The sequence below is a fragment of the Kiloniellales bacterium genome, assembly GCA_030066685.1.
Taxonomy (GTDB): Bacteria; Pseudomonadota; Alphaproteobacteria; order Kiloniellales; family JAKSBE01; genus JAKSBE01.
In genome coordinates this window covers 1-16,850 of the sequence record JASJBF010000064.1, presented here as the reverse complement: position 1 = coordinate 16,850, position 16,850 = coordinate 1, and the positions used below count along the sequence as shown (strand labels likewise).

General features: G+C 68.5%; 13 protein-coding genes. 10 read left to right on the top strand and 3 right to left on the bottom strand.

What is annotated here, in order from left to right; genetic code table 11:
• Positions 1-4,568 (bottom strand): FG-GAP-like repeat-containing protein (locus QNJ30_27355; protein ID MDJ0947184.1); only part of this gene is annotated, 4,568 nt, incomplete at its 3' end.
• A 567-nt stretch (positions 4,569-5,135) separates the two neighbouring features.
• On the opposite strand from QNJ30_27355, the gene QNJ30_27350 reads away from it, so the two are divergent.
• Entirely contained in the window at positions 5,136-6,524 is a 1,389-nt protein-coding gene (locus QNJ30_27350) for an OmpP1/FadL family transporter (protein ID MDJ0947183.1), read from the top strand.
• A 62-nt stretch (positions 6,525-6,586) separates the two neighbouring features.
• Here the strand turns inward: QNJ30_27350 and QNJ30_27345 are convergent, their stop codons facing one another.
• Positions 6,587-6,916 (bottom strand): DUF962 domain-containing protein, encoded by a 330-nt coding sequence (locus tag QNJ30_27345; GenBank protein ID MDJ0947182.1) that lies wholly within the window; start codon positions 6,914-6,916, stop codon positions 6,587-6,589.
• Between the two features lie 94 nt (positions 6,917-7,010).
• Here QNJ30_27345 and QNJ30_27340 point away from each other — a divergent pair, with 94 nt between their 5' ends.
• Complete coding sequence (locus QNJ30_27340; GenBank protein ID MDJ0947181.1) at positions 7,011-8,051, top strand: aspartate-semialdehyde dehydrogenase; 1,041 nt, start codon at positions 7,011-7,013, stop codon at positions 8,049-8,051.
• Positions 8,052-8,438: 387 nt separating this feature from the next.
• Here the strand turns inward: QNJ30_27340 and pdxY are convergent, their stop codons facing one another.
• Positions 8,439-9,296 (bottom strand): pyridoxal kinase PdxY, encoded by an 858-nt coding sequence (gene pdxY, locus QNJ30_27335; protein MDJ0947180.1) that lies wholly within the window; start codon positions 9,294-9,296, stop codon positions 8,439-8,441.
• Between the two features lie 103 nt (positions 9,297-9,399).
• On the opposite strand from pdxY, the gene QNJ30_27330 reads away from it, so the two are divergent.
• The 8 genes from QNJ30_27330 to QNJ30_27295 all read left to right on the top strand — a co-directional run.
• On the top strand, positions 9,400-10,287 hold the full coding sequence (locus QNJ30_27330; protein MDJ0947179.1) for a CoA ester lyase: 888 nt from the start codon (positions 9,400-9,402) through the stop codon (positions 10,285-10,287).
• Positions 10,284-11,333: a MaoC family dehydratase gene (locus tag QNJ30_27325; GenBank protein MDJ0947178.1), complete on the top strand. Its 1,050-nt coding sequence runs from the start codon at positions 10,284-10,286 to the stop codon at positions 11,331-11,333. The genes QNJ30_27330 and QNJ30_27325 overlap by 4 nt, the downstream gene beginning before the upstream one ends.
• 1,058 nt (positions 11,334-12,391) lie before the next feature.
• The gene (gene sdhC, locus QNJ30_27320; protein MDJ0947177.1) at positions 12,392-12,802 is read left to right on the top strand and encodes a succinate dehydrogenase, cytochrome b556 subunit; all 411 of its coding nucleotides are present in this window, start codon (positions 12,392-12,394) and stop codon (positions 12,800-12,802) included.
• Positions 12,799-13,179, top strand: a complete 381-nt coding sequence (sdhD, locus tag QNJ30_27315; GenBank protein ID MDJ0947176.1) for a succinate dehydrogenase, hydrophobic membrane anchor protein — start codon at positions 12,799-12,801, stop codon at positions 13,177-13,179. The genes sdhC and sdhD overlap by 4 nt, the downstream gene beginning before the upstream one ends.
• Before the next feature lie 6 nt (positions 13,180-13,185).
• Positions 13,186-14,979 (top strand): succinate dehydrogenase flavoprotein subunit, encoded by a 1,794-nt coding sequence (gene sdhA, locus QNJ30_27310; GenBank protein ID MDJ0947175.1) that lies wholly within the window; start codon positions 13,186-13,188, stop codon positions 14,977-14,979.
• Between the two features lie 179 nt (positions 14,980-15,158).
• Positions 15,159-15,938: a succinate dehydrogenase iron-sulfur subunit gene (locus QNJ30_27305; GenBank protein ID MDJ0947174.1), complete on the top strand. Its 780-nt coding sequence runs from the start codon at positions 15,159-15,161 to the stop codon at positions 15,936-15,938.
• Between the two features lie 73 nt (positions 15,939-16,011).
• Positions 16,012-16,380, top strand: a complete 369-nt coding sequence (locus QNJ30_27300; GenBank protein ID MDJ0947173.1) for a hypothetical protein — start codon at positions 16,012-16,014, stop codon at positions 16,378-16,380.
• Between the two features lie 244 nt (positions 16,381-16,624).
• On the top strand, positions 16,625-16,850 hold a 226-nt coding region (locus QNJ30_27295; GenBank protein ID MDJ0947172.1), incomplete at its 3' end, for an FMN-binding negative transcriptional regulator.

Sequence of the window (16,850 nt, the reverse complement as noted above, 5' to 3'; positions counted from 1 at the left end):
CGGTTCTCACCCTCCGGCACCGTAAAGCCGGCCATGAGCACGTCGGGAAAAAAGGAACCCGCCGTCTGCGTCCTGGCCCCCAGAACCGACGGGCCGTGGGTCGCGCCGCCAGCGATGAGCGAGGTCATGTTGCCGTTGGCGTCATAGAGGTAGCCGTCCTCGCCGGCCCCGGTCACCGCGTGCGGGCCGGCGCCCGGGCCGCCGTAGCTGAAGGTGCCGACGTCGGACTTGCTCGTGAGGTTGCCGAGCGCGTCGTAGGTGTAGCCGGTGGTCGCCAGGGTCCCGCCGCTGGGGGCGGTGTCGACCAGGCTGGTCGAGGTCAGGCGGTTGAGGCCGTCGTAGTTGAAGTCTTCCTGCCGGTCCTGGCGCAGGTCGGCGCGCTGCTCGAGGTTGCCGATTTTGTCGAAGCTATAGGCCAGGTCCTGGATCACGGCCCCGGCCAGGTCGGTCGAGATCGCGTCGATCAGGCCGGTCCTGGGGTCGAAGGCGTTGCTGGTGACCACGCCGTTGCCGAAGGTCTCCTGGGTCACCTGGCCCTCGGCGTTGACCGTGTCGGCCTCCCAGAAGACCGTGGCCCCGCCCTCCTCCGACACCGATAACAGGTAGCCGCGGGCGTTGTAGCTGTTACGCACCGCGAAGCCGGAGGGATAGGTCAGGGTCTCCGGCCGCCCGGCGCCGTCGTAGGTCATCGCCTGGCTGTAGTCGACCCCGTCGATGGTCGTCGTCGTCGCGCTCGGCCGCCCCAGACCGTCGTAGTTCTGGATCATGCTGTAGGCGCTGTGCGGGGCCGAGACCGTGTGAAGCTTGCCGAGGCCCTTGGCGGCGGTGTCGTAGGTCCAGTCGGTGGTGCCCTCGGGCTCGATCCGCCGGGTCAGGCGGCCCAGGCTGTCGTAGAAGAGCTCGACGCTCTGGCCCTTGGCGTCGGTCTGCGAGGTCAGCTCGCCCAGGACGTTGTAGGCGTAGCTCCACTGCCCCATGTCCGGGTCGTCCATGAAGGTCTTCAGGCCCCGGACGTCGTAGTCCATGGTCGTGACCACCCCGCCCGCGTCGGTCTTCTCCAGGTTGCCGAAGGGGTCGTAGCTGTAGGTGATCGCGGTGCCCAGGTTGTCGACGACTTCGACCAGCTCGCCGCGGGCGTTGCCTCTGCGGGTCCGGCTCTGGTTGAGGGCGTTGGTCGAGGTGGTGGTCAGGCCGGCATAGGTGACGGACTCCACCCCCTCATCGGGCTGGGTGACGCTCAGGACCCGGCTGATGACGTCGTGGGTCGCGGTCGCCTTCTGGACCTCGGCCGGGTCCGTGCCCTCGAAGTAGGGCCGGGAGGTGGCGACCACCTCGCCGCGTTCGTTGAACTCGGTGTCGGCGAAGATCCGGGTGCCGTCGAAGCCCTCGGTCTCGGCGCGGAAGCTGCGGTTGAGCAGGTCGAAGTACTCGACCGCGCGGGCGCCGATCGGGGTGCCTGAGGCGGTGTTGAAGTCCTGCTGGCTGACCGCGTAGACGCCGCCCGGCGGGCACTGGGCGACGCAGAGGTCGTAGCCCCAGCGGGTCTCGGTGCCGTCGGCCCGCGCCTCGCGGACCTTGCGCCCGAAGCCGTCGTAGTCCCAGGTCGTGGTGATGTCGTTGGGCCCGGTCAGGAGCGTGACCGTGCCGAAGCGGTGGTCGAAGTCCCGGGTCTCGCCGTGGTTCAGGTCGTTGGTCAGGCTGGTCGCGAAGCGGCCGTCGGCGGAGAAGCCGCTGGTCGTCACGCGGGTCGCGATGTCGGCGCCGCTGACCGTCTCGGTCAGCAGGTTGCCGAAGAGGTCGTGGGTGTAGTCGCTGGTGAGCGTGAAGGCCGCCTGGTCGGGCTCGATCACCTCCCGGGTCAGGAGGCCGGTGGCCGGGTCGTAGGCGAAAGCGGCGACCCGGGTCTCGGCGCTCAGGTCCGGCAGGGTGTTGGTCGCCTCGGCCCGGTCGAGCTGGCCGAGGAACCAGTCGAGCGTGTCGTTGGTATAGCTGTTGACGGTCTCGGTCTTGAAGGTCTCGCCGCCGCCGCTGGTGGTCGCGACCACGCTGGTCGGGTTGCCGAAGTCGTCGTAGAGCGTGGTCGTGGTCGTCGCGGTGATCGGCGCATTGCCCGGGCCGTCGTTGATCTCGTAGCCCTCGGCGGTCGAGGCCGAGACGTGCGGGAAGGACGTGAGCCCGCCGTTCAGCAGGGTCTCTTCCCAGGTGTTGGCGAGGCTGCGGACCATCGTGCCGTCGGCCAGGCGGGTCTCGCTGGTCTCGACCCCGCCGATGAAGGGGAAGTCCTGGCGGTAGGTCGTGACCGTCGTGATCCCGGTTTGCTGGTCGACCGCGGTCATCTGGGCGAAGCCCAGCGCGCCGCGGCCCTGCAGGTGCAGCTTCAGGCCCTCGTAGGCGTAGGTCTCCCGCGCCTGCCCCCCGACCCCGTCGTCGGTCGAGACCTCGGCGACCACGTAGAGCGGCACCTGCAGGTCGATTTCCGGAAAGACCGCGCCCGTGCCCTTGGTGTAGACGCCGGGATCCGTCAGCGGCGCGAAGTCGATCGTCGTGACCCGGCCGAGGGAATCGGTGATCGACGAAAGCAGCTCGACGGCGCCGGTGTTCAGCTGCGCGCCGCTTGTGCTGCCGGTCTTCCAGATGAAGTCGGGCAGGCCGTCGCCGTTCACGTCGTGGAAGCGGGTCCGGGTGTTGTTCGTTGGGGTCGGCGGGTTGTAGGCGGGCTCGCTTGCCCAGCCGTTGCCGGTGTTGAGGGCGGCGCCCCTCGCATCCGAGGAGCCGGTCTTCTGCTGCCAAACGAGCATGTCCGGCAGGCCGTCGCCGTTTATGTCCTCGACATGCGTGCCGGCTAGGCTCGTCGCGAAAGGAGGATAGTAGGGCGCAGTGATGAATCTGGTCCCGGTGTTGAGCGCGACCAATCTCGGATCCGAACCGCTCTCCTGAAACCAGTGAAAGTTGTCCGGCAGGCCATCGCCGTTCACGTCGACGATGTGGCTGCCTTCGTAGTTTGTAGCCCAGACGGCGTACCCCGGCGCATACGTCCAGCCGCTGCCGTTGTTGATATAGCTGCCGTAGACATCGCCGCCCCCGTAGTCCCGGAACCAGTAGGTGAAGTCGGCCAGGCCGTCGCCGTTCAGATCCTCGACGCGTGCGGTGATGCCGGCGGTGCTGTAGGGCGGCGCATAGCCGGGCGCGTCTTGCCAGCCGGTCCCGGTGTTGATTCTGGCACCCCACGAGCCGCCGCTCCGCCAGAGGAGGTCCGGCAGGCCGTCGCCGTTCAGCTCGGCGAAGCGGACGACGCTGTTCGTGGTGTTGTGGGGCGGAATGTAGTTGGCATCGCTCTGCCAGCCGCTGCCGGTGTTGATGTGGGCGCCCTGGGCGGCGCCGTTGTTCCAGACGACGTCGACCAGGCCGTCGCCGTTCACGTCCACGAAAAGGGTCGCGTCCGTTTCGGTGTCGTAGGGCGGGACGTAGTTGGGATCGCTCTGCCAGCCGCTGCCGGTGTTGATGTGGGCGCCCTGGGAGGCGGCGCCGTCCTTCCAGACGACGTCGATCAGGCCGTCGCCGTTCACGTCCACGAAGCGGGTCGCGTTCTTGCCGGTGTCGTAGGGCGGGATGTAGTCCGGGGCGGAGGCCCAGCCCGGCGCGGCCCAGGTCCAGGTGAAGGCGATCGGCCGCAGGCAGTCCCCGGCGGCCTCGCATTCTGTGATGGAGCGCAGGCGCGAGCGCCCGGTCCTCTGGCTCATGTCGTAGGTCAGGCGGTACTCGCGCACCAGAGCGCCGTCGGTCCAGGTCTCGATGCGCCGCAGGCGCTCGGTGGTATTGAGGACCGAGCCGCCGAGGTAGCCGCTGCGGTGGTCGGGGCGGGACTCATAGACGAAGGCGACCTGGCTCTGGGGCGTCGTGCCGGCGGCGGAGTTGCCGGCGTAGTCGATGCGCAGGATCTTGAAGGTCTGACCGGCCGTGTTCTCGTCGTAGACCAGGTCCATGATGTTGCCCATCGGATCGAAGACCCGGTTGAGCGCCCAGAAGCGCACCGTGGCGCCGCCCTGCTGCTCGACCCGGGAATCGGCGGTGACGCCGTACTCCAGGATCCGCCGCGACTTGGTCTCGACCGTGAAGGACTCGGGGCCCGTGCCGGCCGTGCCGTAGGAGAAGATCCGCGCGAAGCCGTCGATCTCGGTGCGGTACTCGGTGCCGTCGGCGCCGTAGGCCCCGCTGACCGCGACCAGGCGCTGGCCGTCGAGGCAAAAGCGGTCCTCGGCGTTCAGATTGACCCCGCCGTTGACACCGTCCTGGGCAAGGGTCCGGGCGCAGCGGTGGATGACCGAGAGCCCGCCGAGCGACCAGCCGAGCCCGAGCAGGCCGTTGCCCGCGCCGCTGGAGTAGACCAGCGACAGGTCCGGCTCCATGCCCGCGACCCCCGGCGGCACGTCGATCGGCACCGCGTAGCGCGCCGCACCCGAGGACTCCACCGAGAGCGCGCCGGCGGTGACCCCGGCCACGGTCTCGGCCCGGGCGACCGGCGCGGTGATGGCCAGGGCCAGGATGACGGCGGAGACGAAGCCGCTCAAAATCTGCGACCGCCGCGTGCATAAAAGGGACACTATCCTATTTAGGATTTTCTTGCTATGATTGTCGTTCGCTGTGAAGCTGCTTGAGGCCGCAGCCAACCCTTCGACGGCACGCATGTCGGGCAATTCCCCCTCGAGGCGATCTTTCGGCGCTCCGGGAAGCGGCGCCGGACGGCCGCGAAAACCTTGCCCGCTCCGGTCAGGATATGAGTTTTTCAACCGTAGCGTTAATCATGCTTCACCAATCTGGAAATGAATACAAGAATAAAGTGCATCGAGCCTCGACATCTCGCCTGGCTGCGCGCTGCCCGCGCTGCGGCGGCAGGCGCCTCGGGCCGGTCTTCGCGCTGTGCCGAGGACCGGGAGCCTGCGCCAAGCGGAGCAGGTGCAAGGAAACCGGGCGAGAGCCGAGAGCTAGGGTCCATCCCGCTCCCCAACCTTCTGAAATCGCCTACCTAATCCCCGGTTGCGATTGCGGGCGAAGCTCGCTTAAATGCAGCACTTCTGAAAACACCGGTGGGCGCATTGGGGGCTGGTGCCGAAGCCGGGACACAAGGGGAGTGTTTCATGGCTGGGAAAATCTCACCGCGGCTGCTCGCCGCGGGCTTGAGTTGTGCGCTTGTCTCACTGAACATCAACACCGCCTGGGCCTCGGGCTTCTTCATCCGGGAGCAGAGCTCGACCGCCCAGGGCAACGCCTTCGCCGGCGCCACCGCCGGCGCCGACGACATCAGCTACATGTTCTTCAACCCGGCGGGCCTGACCTACCACGACGAGAGCCAGGCCATGGCCGTCGCCAGCTACATCATGCCGAGTTCGCGGGCCAAGGGCTCCGAGGCGTCGACCGTCATCGGCAATCAGATCCAGGGCAATTCCAACTCCAAGGACATCGCGGAGGACGCCCTGGTGCCGGCCCTCTACGCGATGTGGGCCGCGGAGCAGGACCTGATCCCGGGCCTGCGCCTGGGGCTCGGCATCACCCTGCCTTTCGGGCTGATCACCGACAACGACGACGACTTCGTCGGCCGCTACCACGGCACCCGCTCGGAGCTGGAAACCGTCAACATCAACCCGGTGGTCGCCTTCCGGCCGCTCGAACCGCTGTCGGTCGCGGCCGGGCTGCAGATCGGCTATACCGAGACCCAGCTCAAGAACGCCATCGACTTCGGCACCATCTCGACCCTGCTTGCTGCAGGAGGTGCCCCCATCGTGCCCGGCACGCCGGGCAGTTTCGCCGACGACGGCGCATCGAACCTTCGCGGCGACGATGTCGCCTTCGGTTGGAACGCCGGACTCATGCTCGACATGTGGGAGGGCGCGCGGGTCGGCCTGACCTACCGCTCCAAGATCAACTACGACATCGAGGGCAACGTCGATTTCGACCTGAGCGCGGTCGGACAAGATGTTTCGGCCGTCACCGGGCAGTTCGTGTCCACCGATGCCAACGCCGACTTCAACTCACCGGCGATCCTCAGCATGGGCTTCCATCAGGACATCGGCCAGGAATGGTCGGTCATGGCCGAGTTCGCCTGGACCGACTGGAGCGAGTTCAACGAGCTGCGGATCGATTTCGACAACCCCGCTCAAGATGATGCCGTCACGGTCGAGGATTGGAACGATGCCGTCTTCGTTGCCCTCGGCACCACCTACCGGCCCGAGGCGGTCGAAGGCCTGAGCCTGCGCTTTGGCGTTGCCTACGACGAGACGCCGATCCCGACCAGCACCCGTACGCCCCGGGTTCCGGGCAACGACCGCTATTGGATCTCGGTCGGCGCCGGCTACCAGCCCAACGACTGGATGGAGCTGACCCTGTCCTACACCCACATCTTCATGAAGGACGGCGACGTCAACTTGAGGACCGACGACGACCCAAACAACGTGGTTCGCGGCAACCTCGACGCGAGCTACGACCAGCACATCGACATCGTCACCTTCTCCGGCCGGATCATCTTCTGAGGCCGGGGCCGAAGAACGCGTCAAGGGGGCCGTCCTGCGGGGCGGCCCCTTTCTGTCGCGGCTCACGCCAGGCCGTGACGGGCCAGCTCGCGGCCCAGGCGGCCGCTGGCCCAGAGGCCGAACATGCGGAAGTCGCTGACGAAGGACCAGAGCGGGTGGCTGAAGGTCGCCGGGCGGTTGCGCTCGACCAGGGCGTGGCCGATCCAGGCGAAGGCATAGCCCGCCACCAGGGCCGCCGGTAGCAGGCGCCAGTCGGCGGTGACGACGGCCGCGGCCAGTAGCGTCAGGCCCAGGCCGGTGCCCAGGTAGTGCAGGCCCCGGGTCGCCGGCCGGCTGTGCTCGCGCAGGTAGATCGGCCAGAACTCGCTGTAGCTGGCGGCCAGCTTGGCCATGTTTTTCGCCCTCCCGCGCGCGCTCGTGCTTGAAATTCCGCCGCCGAACGCGTAGGTCAATCGATCCGGTCACATTCTAATTGGAAGTCTGGCCATGGGCTACAAGGTCGCGGTGGTCGGCGCCACGGGCAACGTGGGCCGAGAACTCCTGAACACGCTCTGGGAGCGGCAGTTTCCGGCGGACGAGGTGGTCGCCCTGGCCTCCTCGCGCTCGGCGGGCTCCAAGGTCTCCTTCGGCGAGGACGAGGAGCTCAAGGTGCAGAATCTGGCGGGCTTCGACTTCAAGGGCATCGACATTGTGCTGTCCTCGCCGGGCGCCAAGGTCTCGGCCAAGCACGCGCCGCGCGCCGCCAAGGCCGGTGCGGTGGTGATCGACAACACCTCCCACTTCCGCATGGACCCGGACGTGCCGCTGGTGGTGCCGGAGGTCAACCGCGACGCCATCGCCGCCTACAGCCGGCGCAACATCATCGCCAACCCGAACTGCTCGACCATCCAGATGGTGGTCGCGCTCAAGCCCCTGCATGACCTCGCCGGCATCACCCGGGTCGTGGTCGCGACCTACCAGTCGACCTCCGGTTCGGGCCGAGATGCCATGGACGAGCTCTTCAACCAGACCAAGGCGATCTACGTCAACGATCCCATCGTCAAGGAGAACTTCACCAAGCAGATCGCCTTCAACGTCATCCCCCACTGCGACGTCTTCATGGAGGACGGCGCCACCAAGGAAGAGTGGAAGATGATGGTCGAGACCAAGAAGATCCTCGATCCGGCGATCAAGCTCACCGCGACCTGCGTGCGGGTGCCGGTCTTCATCGGCCACGGCGAGGCGATCAACCTGGAGTTCGAGGCCTCGATCTCGGTCGAGGAGGCGCGCGCCGCCCTGCGCGAGGCGCCGGGGGTCACCGTCATCGACCACCGCGCCGACGAGGGCTACGTCACCCCGGTCGAAGCGGCCGGCGACGACGCCGTCTTCGTCAGCCGCCTGCGCGAGGACCCGACGGTCGAGAATGGGCTCAGCCTCTGGGTGGTCTCGGACAACCTGCGCAAGGGCGCGGCGCTCAACGCGGTTCAGATCGCCGAGGCCCTGATCGAGGACTACCTGGAGCCGGGCCAGCACGCCGCCGCGGAATAGCGGCGGAAAGCCCGGCCGCCCGGCCAGGGGCCGCCGCGGAGGCGAAGCCGAGGCAAGGGTTTTCCCTTACTTGTTTGCCCTCCGGCCCGCGCGATAGGTTGAAGGGCTTTGCCCGCAAAGAAAAGATGGGGCCACCGCGAAGGTGGCCCCAAAAGGGGAGGCAAAGCCATTTCGGAAGCAGGGCAGCCAGCAACGTGCTCGCTGCCCTGCACCATTTCTAGCTTAAGCCAATGTTGCTGGGAAGCCTTTTCTTGCTGCATCGCAACAAAGTGAGGCAGTTTCCAGGTCGGACTTTCGTTTTCTTACCGCAGCGCACAATTCTTGTGCAGATGCTTGTCGTTTCGCTCGATTCCTAGGCGCAGCGGACCCCTTTCGGGCGCGCCCGCGTCACCCGATCCGCTCGACCTCGAAGGTCACCGACGGCTTCAGCAAAGCCTCCTGCGCGGCGACGATCTGCAGTTCCCGGCTTTCAGCGATCCCGGTGGCGCTCAGGATCGCGAAGATTCCGGCGGCGGCGTTGGCCAGGGCGGCCTCGACCGAGCAGCCCTGGAGCAGGTGGCCGAGGAAAAGCGCGGCCACGGAATCGCCGGCGCCGTTCGGCGCCGGGTCCAGCGGCAGGCGCGGCGTCGCGACCCGGTAGGCCGCGTCACCGGTCACCGCCAGCATGCCGATCTCGTCGTAGGCGGACTCCGGATGCCGCAGGCTGGTGACCAGCACGATGCGCGGCCCGCGCTCGAGCAGGCCGCGGGCGGCCTCCAGCGCGTCCTCTAGGCCCTCGATTTGCCGGCCGCTCAGCTGCGCCAGCTCGAAGAGGTTCGGGGTCAGGATGTCGGCCGCCGGCACCGCCCGGTCGCGGAAGAAGTCCGGCACCTCGTCTTGGACGTAGAGGCCTCGCCCCTGGTCGCCCATCACCGGGTCGCAGCAGAAGACCGCCGTCGGGTTGGCCGCGCGCACCGCCGCCAGCGCTTCCAGGACCACGTCGCCGACCGCGGCCTCTCCGAGATAGCCCGACAGCACTGCCTGGCAGTCCGCCAGCACGCCGCGCTCGCCGATGCCGAGAATCACCTCGCGCAGCTCCGCGGCCGAAAAGGCCCGGCCGCGGCTGCTCTCGTAGCCGCGGTGGTTCGACAGCTGCACGGTCATCACCGGCCAGACCTCGAGGCCGAGGCGCTGCAGCAGGAAGACCACGGCGGCGTTGCCGACATGCCCGTAGGCGACGTGGGACTGGATCGAAAGGATGGCCATGGCGGTTCCGTCTCTGTCGGGCCGCCCGCTTGCCAGGCGGCCCGCAATGGTTATAGTCCGCGCCGGTTTCGGGGGACAGGGGCTAAAGAAGGGGGAGATTTCCATGGATGCGACCGCCCGTCCGCGCCGCAGCGTGCTCTACATGCCGGGCTCCAACGCCCGCGCCCTGGAGAAGGGGCGCAGCCTGCCGGCCGACGCCCTGATCCTCGACCTGGAGGACGCGGTCGCCCCCGACGCCAAGGAGACCGCCCGCGGCCAGATCGCCGCGGCGGTCACCGCCGGCGGCTACGGCCGGCGCGAGCTGGCGATCCGGGTCAACGGGCTGGACACGCCCTGGGGCCGGGACGACGTCGCCGCGGCCGCGGCCTGCGGGCCCGACGCGATCCTGCTGCCCAAGGTCGAGACCGCGGCCATGGTCGCCGAGCTTGAGGCCATCATGGCCGAGGCCGGCGCGCCCGAGCGCACGGCGATCTGGTGCATGATGGAGACCCCGCTCGGCATGCTCAACGCCAAGGAGGTCGCCGGCGCCTCCAAGCGCATCGCCTGCCTGGTCATGGGCACCTCGGACCTGGTGAAGGACCTGCAGGCCGCCCACACACCGCAGCGCCTGCCGGTGCTGACCTCGCTGTCGCTCTGCATCCTGGCGGCCCGCGCCCACGGCCAGGCGATCCTCGACGGCGTCCATCTGGACCTCCAGGACGACGAGGGCTTCTCGGCCGCCTGCGTCCAGGGCAAGGAGCTCGGCTTCGACGGCAAGACCCTGATCCATCCCAAGACCATTGCCGCGGCCAACGCGGCCTTCGCGCCCTCGCCGGCCGAGGTCGAGCAGGCCCACAAGATCATCGCCGCCCACGCCGAGGCTACGGCGGCGGGCGCGGGCGTGGTGGTGCTCGACGGCAAGCTGATCGAGAACCTGCACGTCGAGGCGGCGCAGCGCACGGTGGCCCTGGCCGAGGCCATCGCCGAGCTGGAGTCGGCGGCCGCGCAATGAGCAAGACCAACCCGGGCAACTTCTTCGAGGACTTCCGGGTCGGGCAGGTCCTGACCCACGCGACGCCGCGCACGGTGACGGCCGGCGACCAGGCGCTCTACACCGCGCTGACCGGCGGCTGCTTCGCCCTGCAGTCCTCGGACGTCTTCGCGCGGGCTCTTGGCCACCGCCAGGCGCCGCTCGACGACCTGCTGGTCTTCCACGTCGTCTTCGGGAAGACCGTGCCCGACGTCTCGCTCAACGCCGTCGCCAACCTCGGCTATGCGGACGGCCGCTTCGGGGCGCCGGTCTATCCCGGCGACACCCTGTCGACGGTCAGCGAGGTCATCGGCGTCAAGGAGAACTCCAACCGCAAGACCGGCGTGGTCTACCTCCGCTCGACCGGCCGCAAGCAGGACGGCGAGGTCGTGCTCGACTACGTCCGCTGGGTCATGGTGGCCAAGCGCGATCCGGCGGCGCCGGCACCCGACCCGGTGGTGCCGGACCTGCCCGCGCGCGTGGAGGGCGCGGCGTTGACCCTTCCCGCGGGTCTGGACTTCGCCGGCTACGACTTGGAGGCCGGCGGCGCGCGCCACCGCTGGGGCGACTACGCCCTGGGCGAGAAGATCGACCACGTCGACGGCATGACCCTGGAGGAGGCCGAGCACCAGCTGGCGACCCGGCTCTATCAGAACACGGCCAAGGTCCACTTCAATCAGCACTTGGCCGAGGACAGCCGCTTCGGCCGGCGCCTGGTCTACGGCGGCCACGTGATCTCGCTCGCCCGGGCGCTCAGCTTCAACGGCCTGGCCAACGCGGTGCGGATCCTGGCCATCAACGGCGGCCGCCACGTCGCCCCCTGTTTCGCCGGCGACACCCTCTACGCCTGGTCGGAGGTGCTGGAGACCGTCGAACTGCCGGGCCGCGCGGATTGCGGCGCCCTGCGGCTGCGCACGGTCGCCGCCAAGGACCTTGCCTGCGCCGACTTTCCCCTGAAGGACGCCGAGGGCAAGTACCATCCGGCGGTGCTGCTGGACCTGGACTACTGGGTGCTGCTGCCGCGGTAGGTCTTGGCATCGAGAACACCGGACCCGGAATCATGAAGCGCCGGGGTTGTGATGGGAGACCCATCACATGCGCCCTGGAGGAGGGCACGACCCCGACGCTTCAGGAACCGTTGCCGGTTCCGGCATGTGAGAGTGGCGGGACTTTCGACCGTCACGCGCCGGCAATCGGACCTGGCGACCCCGACAGCGGCAGCGGTGCGGACGCCGGTCCCCGAAGGGACCGAAGACCCACCTCGGAGGGCGGTCCCGCGGCGCGCGACGCTTCCGGCGGCGCCCCCGCACCGTTGCCTCGAGGACGAGCCTCGCGGCGACGGCCGGTTCGCCACGGACGGGCCCGAGATCGAGCGGGGCAAGCCCCGAGCGACACCGGACCGACCTGCCGAACCCTGGCGATGGGCCCGAGGACCCTCGAGGATTTCGGCGGGCCCGGGATCCCGAAGGATCCCGCCGCCCAGTCGGCGCATCCGTCCCGCGCAGGGAGGGTGGATGCCCCGGCCGAAAGGCCGATGATGCGCAACGGCACCTCTGCCTTCCGAAGCGGCAGCGTCAACCGGCGGGCGGCAAACGCTGCCTTGCGAAGCCGTCGGATCGCGATGAAGAGCAAACCCCCCACCGGGACCGGATGACAGCCCCTGGGGAACCTCGGCGGGCGTCGGCCTTTCGAACAAAGTCCGCAAGACTTTCGCGTCGCTTGCGGCCCCCCAGCACTCTCACGTGCGCGTTCAGGGTCGCGCGAAAGGTTAACGCCAGCAAGGAAAAAACCAGGAAATCCGCCAGTTTTCTGTGCATAACGCGGGCCGCCGTGCACAAAACCCCAACAATTTTTCCACCGAACTATCCACAAGGCTGGGATTGTATCGCTATCTCAAAGCGATGCCTGCGGATTGTCTTCGGGCCCGCTTCCGCGGCCGAATCGACGAGCCCCTTTGCCTCGCCCGGCCCGCCGACCGCCCGGGGTGCGAAGGCCCGCTCGCGTTGACGTGGCCGGGAGCGGCGATTAAACCAGTTCTGCAGCCGCGGCGTAGTGCAGTGCAACAATCGATGGCGAGACCCTCCCGATGACCACCCAGAACCGGCCCCTTTCGCCACATCTCCAGGTCTACCGGCCGCAGCTGACCTCGATTCTGTCGATCACCCACCGCTTGACCGGTGTGGCGCTGGCGATCGGCACGCTGCTGCTGGTCTGGTGGCTGGTCGCCGCGGCGACCGGTCCCGAGGCCTATGCCACCGCCCAGGCCGCGATCTCCTCGGTGATCGGCCGGCTCTTGCTCTTCGGCTGGACCCTGGCGCTCTTCTATCACCTCTGCAACGGCATCCGGCACCTCTTCTGGGACGCCGGCTACGGCTACGAGCTGAAGTCCGCTTACGCGTCCGGCTGGGCGGTCCTGGCGGCGGCGGTCGCGCTGACCCTGCTGGCCTGGGTCTGGGGCTACGCCGCGCTCGCCGGCGCCGCGGGAGGCGGGTCGTGAGCCTGCGCTCCCCCCTGGGCCGGGTGCGCGGCCTCGGCACCGCCAAGGACGGCGTCGGCCACTGGTGGGCGCAGCGGCTCACCGCCCTCGCCCTGATCCCGCTGACCCTCTGGTTCTGCGCCGCGGTCGCGAGCCTGGCCGGGGCCGACTACGTCACCTTCCGTGCCTGGGTCGGCCAGCCGGTCAACGGTGGGCTGTTGATCCTGCTGATCGTCACGGTCTTCTATCATGCGGCCTTGGGTGTCCAGGTGGTGGTTGAGGACTACATACATGGCGAGGCGCGTAAACTCGCCGTGCTGCTGATCACCAAGGCCCTCGCCATCGTATTAGGATTGGCGGCGTTGCTGTCCGTGCTGACCATTCTCTTTCGGAGCTGATCCGGAATGACCAAGGCCTACGACATCATCGATCACACCTACGACGTCGTCGTCATCGGCGCCGGCGGTGCCGGCCTGCGCGCGACCCTGGGGCTGGCCGAGGCCGGCCTGAAGACCGCCTGCATCTCCAAGGTCTTCCCGACCCGCAGCCATACCGTGGCCGCCCAAGGCGGGATCTCGGCGGCGTTGGGCAACATGGGCGAGGACGACTGGCGCTGGCATATGTACGACACGGTCAAGGGCTCCGATTGGCTCGGCGACCAGGACGCCATCGAGTACATGACCCGCGAGGCGATCCCGGCCATCATCGAGCTGGAGCACTACGGCGTGCCATTCAGCCGGACCGAGGCCGGCAAGATCTACCAGCGGCCCTTCGGCGGCATGACCACCCAGTTCGGGGAGGGCATCGCCCAGCGCACCTGCGCCGCGGCCGACCGCACCGGCCATGCCATGCTGCACACCCTCTACCAGCAGAGCCTGCGCAACCACGCGGAGTTCTTCATCGAGTACTTCGCCATCGACCTCATGATGGACGACGGCGGCTGCCGCGGGGTCGTCGCCTGGAACCTGGACGACGGCACGATCCACCGCTTCCGGGCGCAGATGACCCTGCTGGCGACCGGCGGCTACGGCCGGGTCTACTTCTCCTGCACCGGCGCCCACACCCAGACCGGCGACGGCAACGCCATGGCCCTGCGCGCCGGGCTGCCCTGCCAGGACATGGAGTTCGTGCAGTTCCATCCGACCGGGATCTACGGCGCCGGCTGTCTGATCACCGAGGGCGCCCGCGGCGAGGGCGGCATCCTCAGGAACTCCGAGGGCGAACGCTTCATGGAGCGCTACGCGCCCTCGGCCAAGGACCTGGCCAGCCGCGACGTGGTCAGCCGCTCCATGACCATGGAGATCCGCGAGGGCCGCGGGGTCGGCCCCAACGGCGACCACATCCACCTGCACCTGGAGCATCTGGATCCCGATCTCCTGGCCGAGCGCCTGCCGGGGATCTCGGAATCGGCCAAGATCTTCGCCGGGGTCGACGTCACCAAGGAGCCGATCCCGGTGCTGCCGACCTGCCACTACAACATGGGCGGGGTCCCGGCCAACTACCACGGCGAGGTCCTGACCACCGCCAAGGCCAACGGCGCCGACACTTCGACGGTCTCCGGGCTGATGGCGGTCGGCGAGGCGGCCTGCGTCTCGGTCCACGGCGCCAACCGCCTGGGCTCCAACTCCCTGCTCGACCTTGTGGTCTTCGGCCGCGCCGCGGCCCTCCGCTGCGCCGAGATCGTCAAGCCGGGCGAGAGCCACCGGCCCCTGCCCGACGACGCCGACGAGCCCGCCCTGACCCGCTTCGACAGGCTGCGCCACGCCGACGGCGCCACCCCGACCGCCGAGCTGCGCCTGGAGATGCAGCGCGCCATGCAGACCCACGCCGCGGTCTTCCGCACCGGCGAGACCCTGGACGAAGGCGTGCAGAAGCTGGACGCGGTCTGGGAGCGGCGCCCGGACGTCAGGGTCGCCGACCGCTCGATGATCTGGAACTCGGACCTGGTCGAGACCCTGGAGCTCGACAATCTCATGGCCCAGGCCATGGTGACCATGAAGTCGGCGGCCAACCGGCAGGAAAGCCGCGGCGCCCACGCCCGCGAGGATTTCCCCGACCGCGACGACGAGAACTGGATGAAGCACACCCTGGCCTTCCTCGACGACAAGGGCCAGGTCGACTTCGCCTACCGCTCGGTCACCCTCCAGCCCATGACCAACGAGGTCCAGTCCTTCCCGCCCAAGGCGCGGGTCTATTGAATGAGCGTCCTTGCCGTGCAGCCGGCACCAATTTTCTCTTCTGTCATGCCCGGACTTGATCCGGGCATCCATCGAGCCGCTTGCGCCATGGATTGCCGGGTCAAGCCCGGCAATGACATTCGGGGAAAACGGCGCCGGTCGTTGCAAACTTAGAAGAGCAAGCGGAGAGCCAGATCCACATGGTTGAATTCGCACTGCCCGCGAACTCCAAGATCAACGCCGGCAAGGCCTGGCCGAAGCCGGAGGGGGCCAAGCAGACCCGGACCTTCAAGGTCTACCGCTGGAACCCGGACGACGGCGCCAATCCCCAGGTCGATACCTACGAGCTCGACCTCGAGGACTGCGGGCCGATGGTCTTGGACGCCCTGATCAAGATCAAGAACGAGATCGACCCGACCCTGACCTTCCGGCGCTCCTGCCGCGAGGGGGTCTGCGGCTCCTGCGCCATGAACATCGACGGGACCAACACGCTGGCCTGCACCAAGTACATCAGCGACGTCTCCGGCGACGTGAAGGTCTATCCCCTGCCGCACATGCCGGTGGTCAAGGACCTGGTGCCCGACCTGACCCAGGCCTACACCCAGTACGCTTCGATCGAGCCCTGGCTCAAGGCGACCACCCCGGCGCCGGAGCGCGAGCGCCTGCAGAGCCCGGAGGAGCGGGCCGAGCTCGACGGTCTTTGGGAGTGCATCCTCTGCTTCTGCTGCTCGACCTCCTGCCCCAGCTACTGGTGGAACGGCGACCGCTACCTGGGCCCGGCGATCCTGCTTCAGGCCTACCGCTGGATCGCCGACAGCCGCGACGAGTTCACCGGCGAGCGCCTGGACCAGCTGGAGGACCCCTTCCGGCTCTACCGCTGCCACACCATCATGAACTGCACCAAGACCTGCCCCAAGGGCCTGAACCCGGCCAAGGCCATCGGCGAGATCAAGCAGCTCATGGTCCAGCGCAAGGTCTGACGGCCGCGCCCGGCGCCGAGGCGTCGTCGATCGGGGCCTCGCGGACGGGCGGGCACCTCCCTATTTCAGGGTCATGAGCATCCGACTCCTTCTCGCGCTGTTTGTCGCCGGCATCGCCGGGACCCTCGCCAATGCCCTGGCCGCCGCGGCCTTCGTCAACCCGGACCTGATCCGCCTCGCCCTGGTCCCGGGCCGCTACGCCGTCGCGCTGGCGGTCGCCCTGGCGATCCCCTTGAGCCTGCGCCTGGTCCGCGGCCGCCTCGCGCCCTGGGCGGCCCTGGCCCTGCTGACCGTGATCCCCTCGCTGCTCGCCAAGTTCGTCTTCGGCGCCGGCGCGCCCTGGCACCTCGTGCTCTCCCTCAACGCGGTCTACGGCGTCGCGGCCCTGGCCGCCTACCGCCTGGTCGCCGGCGGCAGCCGCCTGAAACTGTTCCGGGCCTGAAGATAAGCCGACACTTGATCATCCCGCTTCGCCCGCCCGGCGCCTCGCGGCCTTGACGCCGATCCTCTTTTTTCCTCGTGAGAGCGAGGTAGTGGGTGCGGCACCACCAAAGGGGACGGCCCGCGCTCGGCACCATAATGTATGGAGGGCCTGCCAATTGGCCCCAGAGTCCTTCGATTACCGGACCTTCTCATAGGGCCGATCGGCTGTTAATCAGGTCGGATCGAGAAGATGGGAGGGCGCCATGTACGTCCCGGAGATCTTCCGCTTGGACGATGCGGCGGCCGGCGCGCTGATCCGCGACAACAGCTTCGGCCTGCTGGTGACGGTCTCGGCCCAGGGCCTGCCGCAGGCCTCGCACCTGCCGTTCCTCTTCGACGAGCCCGCCGGCGGAACGCCCGGCCGCCTGCTCGGCCACATGGCGCGGGCCAATCCGCAATGGCACGACCTCGCGGCCCTGGCCGCCGCGG

Coding starts and splice junctions, on each gene's coding strand:
- QNJ30_27345 (MDJ0947182.1), bottom strand. CDS start 6,916: ATGGCCAAGCTGGCCGCCAGCTACAGCGAGTTCTGGCCGATCTACCTG.
- sdhC (MDJ0947177.1), top strand. CDS start 12,392: ATGACCACCCAGAACCGGCCCCTTTCGCCACATCTCCAGGTCTACCGG.
- QNJ30_27340 (MDJ0947181.1), top strand. CDS start 7,011: ATGGGCTACAAGGTCGCGGTGGTCGGCGCCACGGGCAACGTGGGCCGA.
- QNJ30_27330 (MDJ0947179.1), top strand. CDS start 9,400: ATGGATGCGACCGCCCGTCCGCGCCGCAGCGTGCTCTACATGCCGGGC.
- QNJ30_27350 (MDJ0947183.1), top strand. CDS start 5,136: ATGGCTGGGAAAATCTCACCGCGGCTGCTCGCCGCGGGCTTGAGTTGT.
- QNJ30_27300 (MDJ0947173.1), top strand. CDS start 16,012: ATGAGCATCCGACTCCTTCTCGCGCTGTTTGTCGCCGGCATCGCCGGG.
- pdxY (MDJ0947180.1), bottom strand. CDS start 9,296: ATGGCCATCCTTTCGATCCAGTCCCACGTCGCCTACGGGCATGTCGGC.
- QNJ30_27325 (MDJ0947178.1), top strand. CDS start 10,284: ATGAGCAAGACCAACCCGGGCAACTTCTTCGAGGACTTCCGGGTCGGG.
- sdhA (MDJ0947175.1), top strand. CDS start 13,186: ATGACCAAGGCCTACGACATCATCGATCACACCTACGACGTCGTCGTC.
- QNJ30_27305 (MDJ0947174.1), top strand. CDS start 15,159: ATGGTTGAATTCGCACTGCCCGCGAACTCCAAGATCAACGCCGGCAAG.